Raw genomic sequence first — 13,151 nt, 5'->3', positions numbered from 1 at the left:
ACAGATCAGATCTTGGACAGCAGCCGTCGCGCGGTTTCGAGATCGGCCGGGGTATCGACGCCCCGCGGCACCGAATCGACGAGGGTAATGTCGATCCGCATGCCGGCTTCGAGCGCCCGGAGCTGCTCCAGCTTTTCCTGCAGTTCGAGCGCGGAAGGCGGCAGGCTGACGAAGCGCTCCAGCGCCGCGCGGCGATAGGAGTAGAGGCCGATATGATGGTAGCGGGGTCCCTCGCCATGGGGCGCGGTGGCCCGGGTGAAATAGAGCGCGCGCAGCCGGCGGCCGCCCAGCGGCGAGCCGACCGCTTTCACGACGTTGGGGTTGAGGCTCTCTTCCTCGGTATGGATCTGCGCCGCCAGCGTTGCGATGTCGACGGCAGGGTCGGCCAACGGTGGCAGCACATCGCGGATGTTCTGCGGGTCGATGGTGGGGAAATCGCCTTGCAGGTTCACCACGATCTCGGCCCGGCGCTCGGGGTCGAGCTTGCACAGCGCCTCGTAGACCCGGTCCGAGCCCGAGGGATGATCGGGCCTGGTCATCACCACCTCGCCGCCTTCGGCCGTCACGGCTGCCGCGATCTCAGGCGTGTCGGTCGCCACCGCCACGCGGCCGATGGCAGCCTCTTGGGCACGCCGGAGCACGTGCACGATCATCGGCAGCCCGCCGATATCCATCAGCGGCTTGCCCGGCAGACGGGTCGAGGCCATGCGAGCGGGGATCAGCACCAAGGTGCGGGAATCGGTCATTCTGAAACGGCAGGTCGGAAAGGGTCGCAACATGCGGTCCGGCTTGGTGGAGGGCCGAACGACGGGCCGCTTATACGGGTTGCCAGAGCACGGGCAAACCGATATCTCACTTCTGCCGAAGGGGGCGGCGCGAAGGCTCGATTCCTTGTCGGCGACCATTGGCCGCGACTGCGGCCCAACGATGAAATTTGCCCGCGGAGCCTGACGCCACAATGGACTCCTTCGAACTCAATAAGATTCTCGGGGCCGTGCTGGCCACCTGTCTCGTTCTGCTCGTGACGAGCTTCACCGCCAATGCGCTGTTTGCGCCCAAACTGCCGGAAAAGCCGGGCTTCGAGATTGCCGTCAAGGAGACCGCAGGCGGGGCTAAGGAAGCCGCGGCTCCCGCTGCGGCCGAGCCGATCGAGAAGCTGCTGCAGACCGCTTCGGTCCAGAAGGGTGAAGCGGCGGCCAAGAAGTGCGCGGCCTGTCACACTTTCGAGAAGAACGGCCCCAATCGCGTCGGTCCGAACCTTTACGGTATCGTCGGCGATCACAAGGGTGAAGGCCGCAACGGCTTCAACTTCTCGGCGGCCATGAAGGCCAAGGGCGGCACCTGGACCATCGACGACCTCAACCAGTTCATCGCCAACCCCAAGGGCTTCGTCCCGGGCACCGTGATGGGGTTTGCCGGCGTCCAGAAGGACAGCGAGCGGGCCGACGTGCTCGCCTATCTCAACTCGCTGTCGGACAACCCGGCGCCGCTGCCCACCGCGGCCAAGTAATCCCTCGCGTGGACCTTCCCGCATCCAGTGACGTTGACGGCCAGGCCTTGCCTGGCCGTTTTCGTATCGGAGAGGCTTCGGGGCGGTTTGGGACCTTTCGCCGCAGCGGCCCCGTTCACAACCTGATATCATGAGGAAAAAGCAACGTTATTTGCCGAATCCTTGCCGTATATTGCGCTCTGAATGGAACCCGGACCGGATCATCGGACTGTGTTTTCCGGACTGACGAAGCTCACTACACTGGAGCGCAATGCCGGTTGACCGCGATCCCCTCGCGTGTCGGCCAAGGCTCTCTGCATAAGGCTCTCTGCAAAGGACCCCTCATTTGGCGATTACCCGACGACAGCTTCTCAAGAGCAGCGCCTTGGCCGCGATGACCCCGGCGCTCGGGGCCACCGCGAGCCTTCCGGCCTTCACCACCGCGGCTCAGGCCCAATCGGCCAGCGAGCCAGCCTGGCGTCACGCGCTGTCCCTGTTCGGTGACGTCAAATATCCGCCCGACTTCAAGCGGTTCGACTATGTCAATCCGGACGCGCCGAAAGGCGGCGTGGTGCGGCTGGCGCCGGTCGGAACGTTCGACAATTTCAATCCGGTCATCGCCGGCGTGAAGGGCTCGATCGCTGTCGGCACAGGCTACATCTACGAGAGTTTGACGGCACGATCTCTCGACGAGCCGGCCACCGAGTACGGATTGCTGGCCGAAGCGGCGCAGCATCCCGACGACTTCTCCTGGGTCATCTACCGGCTGCGCGCCGACGCCAAATGGAACGACGGAAAGCCCGTCACGCCGGCCGACGTGATCTTCTCGCTGCAGTCCTTCAAGACCTTCCACCCGCGCTACAGCGCCTACTACAAGCATGTCGTCGGCGCCGAGGCCATCGGCGAGCGCGACGTGAAGTTCACCTTCGATGCTCCGGGCAATCGCGAACTGCCCCAGATCGTCGGTGAGCTGACGGTCCTGCCGAAACATTGGTGGGAAGGCACTGACAGCAACGGTCGGAAGCGCGACATCTCCGCGACTACGCTGGAGCCGCCGCTCGGATCCGGTCCGTATCGCGTCAAGGAATTCGATGCCGGACGTTCCATCGTGCTCCAGCGGGTCGAGAATTATTGGGGACGCGATCTGAACGTCAATGTCGGGCGGTTCAACTTCGAGACCTATCGCTACGACTACGTGCGGGACAGTGGGGTGGCACTGGTGGCATTCAAGGGCGACCAATGCGATTGGCGAACTGAGAGCTCTGCGAAGGATTGGGCGACGGCCTACGACTTCCCGGCAGCCAAGGACAAGCGCGTAGTGCTGGAGGAGTTTCCAAACCGCAGCTCCGGCGTGATGCAGGCATTCGTGCCGAACATCCGTCGCGATCAGTTCAAGGATCCGCGTGTCCGTCGGGCGCTCAATTTCGCGTTCGATTTCGAGGAGATGAACAAGCAGCTCTTCTACGGCGCTTATAAGCGGATATCGAGCTACTTCGACGGGACGGAGCTTGCATCTTCGGGGCTTCCGCAAGGGCGTGAGCTGGAAATTCTGGAAACGGTCCGCGCCGAGGTGCCGGCAGAGGTGTTTACGACCGAATACAGCAATCCCGTGGGCGGTAGCCCCGAGGCTGTCAGGCGCAACCTGCTGGAGGCCCAGCGCCTCTTGAAGGAGGCGGGCTATGAGATACGGGAGCGCAAGCTCATCAGCGCCAAGACCGGTCAGCCCCTGAGTATCGAGCTGCTCACTCTGACCGAAAGTCCGGCCTATGAGCGGGTCGCGCTGTTCTACAAACCCTCGCTCGAGCGGCTCGGCTGTTCGGTTTCTGTCCGCGCCGTCGACGCGATCCAGTACGAAAATCGCCTGCGCAATCGTGATTTCGACGTGCTGGCCATCCACTCCTGGGGCGAGTCGCTGTCGCCCGGCAACGAGCAGCGCGAATATTGGGGGTCGCAGGCGGCCGACTCCAACGGTTCGGAGAATTACATCGGCATCAAGAATCCGGCCGTCGACAAGCTGATCGACCAGGTGATCTACGCCAAGAGCCGCGATGACCTGATCGCATCGACGCGCGCGCTCGATCGCGTGCTGTTGTGGAACCACTACGTGGTTCCGCAATGGAACTACCCGAAGGTGCGGACCGCGCGATGGGATAGGTTCGGCCATCCCGAGAAGCTTCCCAAGTATGGCTTGTCCGGTTTTCCGGATATCTGGTGGTGGGATGCCGAGAAGGCCGCGAAGACGGGTGGTCGCTCTTGAGCCGGCTGCTTCATCGGCTCCCATTGTCGCGCCGGCGTGTGCTCGGCGTTGGTCTGGGCGCACTGAGCGCTGGCGTCCTGCGACCCGTCATTGCAAGCGAGGGTGAGACCGAATCCCACGGCATGTCGGCGTTCGGCGACCTGAAATATCCGGCCGACTTTCATCACTTCGACTACGTCAATCCGGATGCGCCGAAAGGCGGCCTGTTCTCGTTCATCCCGACGACCAGGTCCAACAACCAGTCCTATTTCACCTTCAACTCCTTCAACGCCTACATCATGAAGGGCGAAGGCGCGCAGGGCATGAACATGACCTTCGTGTCGCTGATGGCGTCGGCGTCCGACGAGCCGGACGCGATGTATGGTTATGCGGCCAAGTCGGTGGCGATCTCGCCGGACAAGCTGTCCTATCGCTTCACGCTGCGGCCCGAGGCGCGCTTCCACGACGGCTCGAAGATCACGGCGCAGGACGTCGCGTGGTCGCTGACCACGCTCAAGGAAAAAGGCCACGCGCTGATCGTCACGCAGCTGCGCTTCATGGAGAAGGCCGAGGCGCTGGACGCCGCGACCGTGGTCGTGACCTTCGCCAAGGATCGCGCCCGCGACGTGCCGCTCTATGTCGCGAGCCTGCCGATCTTCTCCAAGACCTATTATGCCGCGCATCCGTTCGAGGAATCCACGATCGAGGTGCCGCTCGGCAGCGGGCCGTACAAAGTCGGCAAATACGAGATCAACCGCTTCGTCGAATATGAGCGGGTCAAGGACTGGTGGGCAGCCGATCTGCCGGTCTGCCGCGGCAGCTACAATTTCGACGTGGTCCGCTACGAATTCTATCGCGATCGCGACGTCGCTTATGAAGGCTTTTCCGGCAAGAACTATCTCTATCGCGAGGAGTTCACCGCCCGGATCTGGGCGACGCGCTATGATTTCGCCGCCGTGAAGGACGGCCGCGTCAAGCGCGAGACCTTGCCGGACGAGATGCCGTCCGGAGGGCAGGGCTGGTTCATGAACACCCGCCGCGACAAGTTCAAGGATCCGCGCGTGCGCGAGGCCTTCAATTACGCCTTCGATTTCGAATGGACCAACAAGACCATCATGTACGGCGCCTATACGCGCCTGGTCTCGCCGTTCCAGAATACGGACATGGTCGCCGAGGGCCCGCCCTCGCCGGAAGAGCTGAAGCTGCTGGAGCCGTTCCGCGGCCAGGTGCCGGACGAGGTGTTCGGATCGCCGTTCGTGCCGCCGGTCTCAGACGGCTCGGGCCAGGACCGCACCCTGCTGCGCAAGGCGCAGCAGCTGCTGAATGAAGCCGGGCTGACGGTCAAGGACGGCAAGCGCTACTTGCCCAACGGCGAGCGCTTCAGCGTCGAATTCCTGGTCGATGAGGTGGGGCTCCAGCCGCACCACGGGCCTTTCATCAAGAACCTTCAGCAGCTCGGCATCGATGCCAGTTTGCGCATCGTCGATGCCGTGCAATTTCGTGCCCGCGTCGAGGACTTCGATTTCGACATCGCCATGGAGCGGCTCTCGATGTCGGCGACCCCTGGCGACAGCCTGCGTCCGTATTTCGGCTCGAAGGAGGCTTCGACCAAGGGCTCCTACAACCTTGCGGGCATCGTCAGTCCTGCGATGGACGCGCTGGTCGAGAAGGCGATCGCGGCCGAAAACCGTGCCGAGCTGACGGCGGCCTGCCGCGCGATCGATCGTGTCTTCCGGGCCGGGCGTTATTGGGTCCCGCAATGGTACCGCTCGACCCATCCGATCGCCTATTGGGACGAGTTCGACCATCCGGCCAGGCTGCCGAAATACGCGCAGGCAGCCGGCGTGCCGGACATGTGGTGGTTTGACGCCGCCAAGGCGGCCAAGCTCGAGCAGACGAAATAATCCATGGCCGCTTACATCGCCCGCCGCATTCTCCTGATGATCCCGACCTTGTTCGGGATCCTGTTCGTCTCCTTCGTCGTCGTGCAGTTTGCGCCCGGCGGCCCGGTCGAGCGCGTCATCGCGCAACTCACCGGCGCCGACACCGGCGGCACCTCGCGCATCTCCGGCGGAGGCGGTGATTTCGGCGCCCGTGGCCAAGGCCAGATCGGCGCCGCCGCCGATGCGGTCAATTCCAAATATCGCGGCGCGCAGGGGCTCGATCCCGCCTTCATCAAGAACCTCGAAAAGCAGTTCGGCTTCGACAAGCCGGCGCCGGAACGCTTCGCGCTGATGGTGTGGAATTTCGCGCGCTTCGATTTCGGCAAGAGCTATTTCCGCGACGTCAGCGTGATCCAGCTGATCAAGGAGAAGCTGCCGGTGTCGATGTCGCTCGGCATCTGGATGACGCTGCTGACCTATCTGATTTCGATTCCGCTCGGCATCCGCAAGGCGGTGCAGGACGGCAGTCGCTTCGATACTTGGACCTCGGCCGTCATCATCGTCGGCTTTGCGATTCCCGGCTTTCTGTTCGCGATCCTCCTGATCATCCTGCTTGCCGGCGGATCGTTCCTGAACATCTTCCCGCTGCGCGGGCTCACCTCGGATTACTGGGCGACCTTGCCCTGGTACTGGAAGATCACTGATTATTTCTGGCACCTCACGCTGCCGCTGGTCTCCATGGCGCTCGGCGCCTTCGCCACCATGACCCTGCTGACCAAGAACTCGTTCCTGGACGAGATCCGCAAGCAATATGTGATGACGGCGCGGGCAAAAGGCTGCAGCGAGCGGCAGGTGCTGTATAATCACGTCTTCCGCAACGCCATGCTGATCGTGATCGCGGGCTTTCCGGGGGCGTTCATCAGCGCCTTCTTCTCCGGTTCGCTGCTGATCGAGACCATCTTTTCGCTCGACGGGCTCGGGCTGCTGTCGTTCGAGAGCGTATTGAACCGGGACTATCCGGTCGTGTTCGGCACGCTCTATATCTTCTCACTGGTCGGCCTCGTCGTGAATCTCCTTTCCGATCTCACTTACATGTGGATCGATCCCCGGATCGATTTCGAGGCGCGGGAGGTCTGATGACGCTGGTCGCTCCGCCACCGGTCGAGACCACGACGCGGGAGCCGCTCGGCGAAGCCGTGCCGCCGACGCGGCAGCGCTTCCGTCCCTCACCTTTGAATCAGCGGCGCTGGCAGAACTTCAAGGCGAACAAGCGCGGCTACTGGTCGTTCTGGATCTTCCTGGTTCTGTTTTTCGTCTCCCTGTTCGCCGAATTGATCGCGAATGACCGTCCGTTCCTGATCAAGTTCGACGGTCATCTGTATTGGCCGGCCTTCGTGTCCTATCCGGAGACGGCGTTCGGCGGTGACTTCGAGACCGAGGCCGATTATCGCGATCCTTACCTGCAGAAGCTGATCGCGGCGAAGGGCGGCACCATCCTCTGGCCGCTGATCCGTTACTCCTACGACACCCACAACCTCGATCTGCCGACCCCGGCGCCATCGCCGCCGACCTGGATGCTGACGGAAGCGCAGTGCAAGCCGGTGGTCGAGAAGAAGGGGCTGAAGAGCTGCCGCGATCTCGAATATAACTGGCTCGGCACCGACGACCAGGGCCGCGACGTCGTGGCGCGCCTGATCTATGGTTTCCGGATCTCGGTGCTGTTCGGCCTGACGCTCACGCTGTTTTCCTCGATCATCGGGGTCGCCGCCGGCGGCGTGCAGGGCTATTTCGGCGGCTGGGTCGATCTGTTGTTCCAGCGCTTCATCGAGATCTGGAACGCGATTCCCTACCTCTATCTGCTGCTGATCCTGTCCGCGGTGCTGGTGCCCGGCTTCTTCACCTTGCTCGGCATCATGCTGTTGTTTTCCTGGGTGTCGCTGGTGGGATTGGTGCGCGCGGAATTTTTGCGCGGCCGCAATTTTGAATACATCCTGGCGGCGCGCGCGCTCGGCGTCTCCAACGCCGTCATCATGGTCCGCCATCTGTTGCCGAACGCGATGGTCGCGACCATGACGTTCCTGCCCTTCATCGTCTCGAGCTCGGTGATGACGCTGACCGCGCTCGATTTCCTCGGCTTTGGTCTGCCGCCCGGTTCTCCCTCGCTGGGCGAATTGCTGTCCCAGGCCAAGGCCAACGTGCAGGCGCCGTGGCTCGGGCTCACCGGCTTCTTCTCGGTGGCGGTCATGCTGTCGCTGCTGATCTTCATCGGTGAAGCCGTGCGCGACGCCTTCGATCCGCGCAAGACCTTCAGGTAAACGCATGGACGCGATCAACCCGTTGCTCTTATCGGTCGAGGACCTCTCGGTGACGTTCCACCAGCAGGGTCGGACGTCACTCGCCGTCGATCACGTCTCGTTCGATATCAAGCGCGGGGAATGCGTGGCGCTGGTCGGCGAATCCGGCTCCGGCAAATCGGTCAGCGCGCTGTCGATCCTGAGGCTGCTGCCCTATCCGGTGGCGTCGCATCCGTCAGGCACCATCCGCTTCAACGGGCGCGACCTGCTCACGCTGTCCGACCGGGAGATCCGGGAGATCCGCGGCAGTGATATTTCCATCATCTTCCAGGAGCCCATGACCTCGCTCAATCCGCTGCATACGATCGAGCGGCAGATTACCGAGATCATTCACCTCCACCGGCCGATGTCGAACAGCGCTGCACGGGCGCGGACGCTGGAACTGTTGACACAGGTCGGCATCCCTGAGCCTGAGACGCGGCTCGGTTCCTATCCGCACCAGCTCTCCGGCGGCCAGCGCCAGCGCGTGATGATCGCGATGGCGCTCGCCAATGAGCCGGATCTCTTGATCGCCGACGAGCCGACCACCGCGCTCGACGTCACCGTGCAGGCGCAGATCCTGACGCTGCTCGCGGACATCCGCGCCCGGCTCGGCATGAGCCTGCTGTTCATCACCCATGATCTCGGCATCGTCCGCCGCATCGCCGATCGCGTCTGCGTCATGAATGGCGGCAAGATCGTCGAGCAGGGCCCGGTCGAGCAGGTCTTTTCGACGCCGAAACATCCTTACACCAAGGCGCTGCTCGCGGCCGAGCCCAAGCCGGATCCGGCGCCGCCGCGACCCAATGCGCCGGAAGTGATGTCGGCCAAGGATCTCAAGGTCTGGTTTCCGATCAAGCGTGGCCTGTTCCGCTCGACCGTGGGGCATATCAAGGCGGTCGATGGCGTCAGCATCGCGGTGCGCAAGGGCGAGACGCTCGGCGTCGTCGGCGAATCCGGTTCCGGCAAGACCACGCTGGGGCTGGCGCTGTTGCGGCTGATCTCGTCGGATGGACCGATCGTGTTTCTCGGCCGAAACATTCAGGGCCTCAAGTTCAAGGACGTCCGTCCGTTCCGCCGCGACATGCAGGTTGTGTTCCAGGATCCCTTCGGCTCACTCAGCCCGCGCATGTCGGTCGGCGACATCATCGCCGAGGGCTTGAGCGTCCACCAGCCGAACCTGTCGGACGAGGAGCGTGAGGCGCGCGTGATCAAGGCGCTCAAGGACGTCGGGCTCGATCCTGAGACACGCTTCCGCTATCCGCATGAATTCTCCGGCGGCCAGCGCCAGCGCATCTCGATTGCGCGCGCCGTGGTGCTGGAGCCGAGCTTCGTGGTGCTGGACGAGCCGACCTCTGCGCTCGACATGCTGTTCCAGTCGCAGATGGTCGATCTGTTGCGCGAGCTGCAGCGCAAGCACGACCTGACCTACATGTTCATCTCGCACGATCTGCGCGTGGTCGCAGCGCTGGCCAGCCATCTCATCGTGATGCGTGACGGCAAGGTGGTCGAGGAGGGGGCGGCTGTCGAACTGTTCAAGAATCCGAAGTCGGACTACACGCGCGCGCTGTTCGCGGCCGCCTTCCGCAACGAGGCCGCCAGCGGCGGCGCGGTCGCGACTTAGGAACTTGGGCCCTGTAACGATCGTCGGGTCCTTGCTCAGGTCCGCCCGATCTCCGTTCGCGAAATAGCGAACGGACAGCTGGAGCTTTACCTCAGCTATACCTCATCCTAAGGTAGCGTCAGGTCGGCGCTCTGCGGCGCGCGCGGTGGTGTGGGGGATGCCATGTTTACCCGAGTCGCGACGATGATCGCTCTAACGCTTTTCGCCGTTGGCCTGAGCGCATGTGGTTGGGTCACACCGGCGTTCGATCCGCTGGCGCGGTCGCCTTACGACACGGGAATCTTTGTCAATCGCATCGCAAACCAGGTGAAATGCGAGCTCGGCAAAGCCGTCTACGACGTCATCATGGAGTATCAGGAGAAAGACGCCAATCCCGTCGGATGGCTTGCAACATGGGGCGCGAAGGCGACCCTCAAGATCATCGTTGAAGAGCAAAGCAATCTCAGTCCCAGCGTGCTCGTAACGCCTCCAGGAACCTTCTCGCTGAACGCAAACGGCTCTTTATCCGCCGATGCCACCCGTACGGAGACGGTCAATTTCTACTTTGTCTTTGCGGACTTGCTCGATCCGAAAACTCATAGGTTGCCCGCTCGAGAGCCGAAACTATGCGAGCATTACAGCGATATCCTGATCGAAAGCGACCTGAAGCTCAAGGAGTGGGTCGAAACCGTGGGGCTGCTCGCGTCAACGCCGAAGACGGTATCCGATCCGTTCAAATCAGGTGGGCCTCTCGACACCACCTCGCACGAGGTCCAGTTCGTCGTGACTTTGACAGGCGGTATCACGCCGATTTGGAAGCTCGTATCCGTAACCGTCAACCCGTCCGGCACATTCTTAGGCGCCACCCGGGCAAGAACGGACGATCTCCTCATTACAATGGGGCCCATGACGTCAATCGCTCCAGGCGGAAGGCCGCTTGTTTCGACGCAAGCGATCGATGCGGCCCATCTCGGTGCTCAAATTCAGGGTATCACCACCGCAATCCAGAGCCTGCCTCGATAATCTGTCCCACCTCGTAGACGAGAGGAGTGCGCACCATGGCTGATAACAATGATATTGCCCAAACCGAAGTCGAAGCCGTTCGTCGAGGATACCAGCGAATAGATCTCTCGACTGAAGAAAAGGCTTTGCCGCATTTTGCGCATCGGAGGCCGTGCGGCGGCGCGGTGCAGAAGGGCGATTGGTGTCTGATGACCAATTGTCGTCCGGATAACACGCTGACCGTTTGTTATTGCGACGGTAACGGCAACTGCGCAAATTGCTATGTTGCGCCCTGTGGGAACTAATGACGCTCGTTTCCTGAGTCTCGCGCTCGCTGAGTCCGAAGGCGCGCAAACGACCGCTCTGGAGCGACGCCAGGGTCGTTTTGACGTGGGGACTTGCTAATACCTGCGACTTGCAGGAAGTTGAGAATTGAGCGGCACTCGCTCGCGAATTTTGGAATCCAGGCTCAAACACCAGCTTCCCATTTTGCGCCGCACCAGCAGTATTGGTGGCTGGTTACCCAGTGCCTTTGCCACCGCAAGCGACGCTCGGTTTCTCTTGTGCCGATCGCGCACGGACGGCTAAACTTGGGCAAAACCAGGAGAGCTTGATGAGACCCTTTCGGGCGTTGCTGTTGCTTGCCTGTAGCGCGCTGCTGATCGCGGCTGCACCCTCGGCTTGGGCCGAGGGAACTTTTGAAATCCCCGCAGGGGCCCATTTCAACAAGGACAAGCTGGCGAGGCTCAGCGAGTTCTTCCGGAACGAAGTGGCGACCGGCAAAATTCCCGGAGCGATCCTGCTGATCCAGCAGCACGGCAAGCCGGTGTATCACGAAGCCTTTGGCGTGCAGGACGTGGTCTCGAAGGCGCCGATCACCGACCACACCATCTTCCGCCTGTTCTCGATGACCAAGGCTATCACCAGCGTGGTCGCGGTGAAGATGCTGGACGAGGGCAAGTTCTCGCTCGACGATCCGGTCGCCAAATACATTCCGTCCTTTGCAAATGTGAAGGTCGGCGTCGAGAAGGAAGCCAGCGACGGGACCAAGACGCTCGAACTGGTGCCGCCGGACCGGCCGCCGACCGTGCTGGACTTGATGCGCCAGACTTCCGGCATCACCTACGGCTTTTATGGTGATAGCCTGGTTCGCAAGGCCTACAGGGGCGCCAATATCTATGCCGGTGATTTCGATCTTGCCGAGTTCGCCGAACGGATCGCCAAACTGCCGCTGCACAATCAACCCGGCGCGCTTTGGCAGTATGGTCATTCCACCGACATCCTGGCGCGGATCATGGAGATCGTGTCCGGGAAGTCCCTGATCGATGTCGAGCGGGAAGAGCTGCTCGATCCGCTCGGCATGAAGGACACCGGGTTCTTCGTCACCGATCCGGAAAAGCAAAAGCTGCTCGCCCAGCCGATGCCCAATGACAGCGATTTCCGGGTAGGTCGTGAAAACAACCCGACCGTCCCAAAGAAGATCATGTATGCCAGCGGCGGCATGGTCTCGACCATGGCGGACTACGCGCGCTTCGCGCAGATGCTGCTGGACGGCGGCAAATTCGAGGGCAAGACCATTCTTAGCCCGCGAGCGTTCAAGCTGCTGACGACTGATCAGGTCGGACCGGATTCGGGCGTCGATCGCGATTTCTTCTACTTCCCCGGCGACGGCTTCGGCTTTGGGCTCGGCCTCGCCGTGCGCACCGATGCGGGCAACGCCACGCCGCCGGCACCAGGCGATCTTGGCGAATTGAAATGGGACGGCGCCAGCGGCTGCTATTTCGTGATCGATCGCAAGCAGGACATGTTCTTCGTTTTGCTCGAGCAGACTCCCTCGGAGCGCCAGCGGATCCAGAAGACGGTGAAGCAGCTGATCTATGAGGCGATGGAGAATTGACGGCACCACACGGCAAGGCCGTCTTGATGTGCGTCAATCTCTCGGTGACCAGAGCTTCTAGTAGTAAGGCGTCCCAACCCGCGTCGGAGGTGACATGATAAAAGCTGTTGCAGAATGGTTGATCGTTGCCGGTCTTGCCACTGGCTTCGCCGCTGCAGCTCAGGCCGAAGACGTCGACATCGGCAAGTCGGAATTTCAGTCTTCGTGTGCGAGTTGTCATGGTGCGGATGGGAAGGGCGGAGGGCCGGTCAGCGCCCAGCTCAAGGTCGCGCCCCCCGATCTGACGCTACTGGCCAAGAAGAACAACGGGGTGTTTCCCACCAACGCGGTTTATGAAACGATCTACGGATCGAAAGCGATCGCCGCTCATGGCTCGCGTGAAATGCCGATCTGGGGACAACGGTTCAACCCCATCGTCAATTTGCCTCACGATGTCGATCCGTATTATTGGAAGCTGGCGGGGCCGCAGCAAAGCCCGGAAGTCGTCGTGCGAACGCGCATTCTCGCCGTCATCGATTATCTCAACCGCATTCAGCAAAAGTAATCGCCAGCCAGCCCGAGAGCTGCAGGTGGTTTGCCCGACGGGCATGCCTTGCCGAAACCTGTCCATCCCTTCGGGAAAAAAGAATCAGCTTGCCTCGTCGGGCAAATCACCGGCATTAATCGTCGCTGTCCCGCCTCCTTCAGGAGGGGCGTTTCGCGACCGTC

11 protein-coding genes are annotated in these 13,151 nt (G+C 62.0%); 10 read left to right on the top strand and 1 reads right to left on the bottom strand.

What is annotated here, in order from left to right; all coding sequences use genetic code 11:
* Positions 1 to 5 precede the first annotated feature (5 nt).
* Complete coding sequence (locus QX034_RS08945) at positions 6 to 746, bottom strand: 3-deoxy-manno-octulosonate cytidylyltransferase (RefSeq protein ID WP_315703190.1); 741 nt, start codon at positions 744 to 746, stop codon at positions 6 to 8.
* A 212-nt stretch (positions 747 to 958) separates the two neighbouring features.
* Between QX034_RS08945 and QX034_RS08940 the strand changes: the two genes are divergently transcribed.
* From QX034_RS08940 to QX034_RS08895, 10 genes are all read left to right on the top strand, one after another.
* Positions 959 to 1,510 (top strand): c-type cytochrome, encoded by a 552-nt coding sequence (locus QX034_RS08940; protein WP_315768784.1) that lies wholly within the window; start codon positions 959 to 961, stop codon positions 1,508 to 1,510.
* Positions 1,511 to 1,835: 325 nt separating this feature from the next.
* The gene (locus QX034_RS08935; RefSeq protein WP_315750822.1) at positions 1,836 to 3,746 is read left to right on the top strand and encodes an extracellular solute-binding protein; all 1,911 of its coding nucleotides are present in this window, start codon (positions 1,836 to 1,838) and stop codon (positions 3,744 to 3,746) included.
* Positions 3,743 to 5,629: an extracellular solute-binding protein gene (locus QX034_RS08930; protein WP_315702920.1), complete on the top strand. Its 1,887-nt coding sequence runs from the start codon at positions 3,743 to 3,745 to the stop codon at positions 5,627 to 5,629. Before QX034_RS08935 ends, QX034_RS08930 begins: the two co-directional genes overlap by 4 nt.
* A 3-nt stretch (positions 5,630 to 5,632) precedes the next feature.
* On the top strand, positions 5,633 to 6,745 hold the full coding sequence (locus QX034_RS08925) for a microcin C ABC transporter permease YejB (RefSeq protein ID WP_315702921.1): 1,113 nt from the start codon (positions 5,633 to 5,635) through the stop codon (positions 6,743 to 6,745).
* A complete protein-coding gene (locus tag QX034_RS08920) occupies positions 6,745 to 7,923 on the top strand; it encodes an ABC transporter permease (protein ID WP_315763633.1) in 1,179 nt (392 codons plus the stop codon). Before QX034_RS08925 ends, QX034_RS08920 begins: the two co-directional genes overlap by 1 nt.
* 4 nt (positions 7,924 to 7,927) lie before the next feature.
* On the top strand, positions 7,928 to 9,565 hold the full coding sequence (locus tag QX034_RS08915) for an ABC transporter ATP-binding protein (RefSeq protein WP_315728231.1): 1,638 nt from the start codon (positions 7,928 to 7,930) through the stop codon (positions 9,563 to 9,565).
* A 162-nt stretch (positions 9,566 to 9,727) separates the two neighbouring features.
* Positions 9,728 to 10,567 carry a hypothetical protein gene (locus tag QX034_RS08910; RefSeq protein WP_315702924.1) on the top strand — a complete coding sequence of 280 codons (840 nt, stop codon included), beginning with the start codon at positions 9,728 to 9,730 and terminating at the stop codon, positions 10,565 to 10,567.
* Between the two features lie 35 nt (positions 10,568 to 10,602).
* Positions 10,603 to 10,851 carry a hypothetical protein gene (locus QX034_RS08905; RefSeq protein ID WP_315702925.1) on the top strand — a complete coding sequence of 83 codons (249 nt, stop codon included), beginning with the start codon at positions 10,603 to 10,605 and terminating at the stop codon, positions 10,849 to 10,851.
* A 308-nt stretch (positions 10,852 to 11,159) separates the two neighbouring features.
* Positions 11,160 to 12,443 carry a serine hydrolase domain-containing protein gene (locus QX034_RS08900; protein WP_315728233.1) on the top strand — a complete coding sequence of 428 codons (1,284 nt, stop codon included), beginning with the start codon at positions 11,160 to 11,162 and terminating at the stop codon, positions 12,441 to 12,443.
* Between the two features lie 94 nt (positions 12,444 to 12,537).
* The gene (locus QX034_RS08895) at positions 12,538 to 12,987 is read left to right on the top strand and encodes a cytochrome c (RefSeq protein WP_315702927.1); all 450 of its coding nucleotides are present in this window, start codon (positions 12,538 to 12,540) and stop codon (positions 12,985 to 12,987) included.
* Positions 12,988 to 13,151 lie beyond the last annotated feature (164 nt).

Origin of the sequence: Bradyrhizobium sp. SZCCHNR3119 (genome assembly GCF_032487775.1) — a bacterium.
Lineage (GTDB): Bacteria > Pseudomonadota > Alphaproteobacteria > Rhizobiales > Xanthobacteraceae > Bradyrhizobium.
This window is presented reverse-complemented; position numbering and strand designations above follow the sequence as displayed.

Bases quoted from the DNA above. Each gene is read 5' to 3' on its own strand.
- QX034_RS08940 (WP_315768784.1), top strand. From the start codon at position 959: ATGGACTCCTTCGAACTCAATAAGATTCTCGGGGCCGTGCTGGCCACC.
- QX034_RS08925 (WP_315702921.1), top strand. From the start codon at position 5,633: ATGGCCGCTTACATCGCCCGCCGCATTCTCCTGATGATCCCGACCTTG.
- QX034_RS08895 (WP_315702927.1), top strand. From the start codon at position 12,538: ATGATAAAAGCTGTTGCAGAATGGTTGATCGTTGCCGGTCTTGCCACT.
- QX034_RS08910 (WP_315702924.1), top strand. From the start codon at position 9,728: ATGTTTACCCGAGTCGCGACGATGATCGCTCTAACGCTTTTCGCCGTT.
- QX034_RS08915 (WP_315728231.1), top strand. From the start codon at position 7,928: ATGGACGCGATCAACCCGTTGCTCTTATCGGTCGAGGACCTCTCGGTG.
- QX034_RS08905 (WP_315702925.1), top strand. From the start codon at position 10,603: ATGGCTGATAACAATGATATTGCCCAAACCGAAGTCGAAGCCGTTCGT.
- QX034_RS08920 (WP_315763633.1), top strand. From the start codon at position 6,745: ATGACGCTGGTCGCTCCGCCACCGGTCGAGACCACGACGCGGGAGCCG.
- QX034_RS08945 (WP_315703190.1), bottom strand. From the start codon at position 746: ATGACCGATTCCCGCACCTTGGTGCTGATCCCCGCTCGCATGGCCTCG.
- QX034_RS08900 (WP_315728233.1), top strand. From the start codon at position 11,160: ATGAGACCCTTTCGGGCGTTGCTGTTGCTTGCCTGTAGCGCGCTGCTG.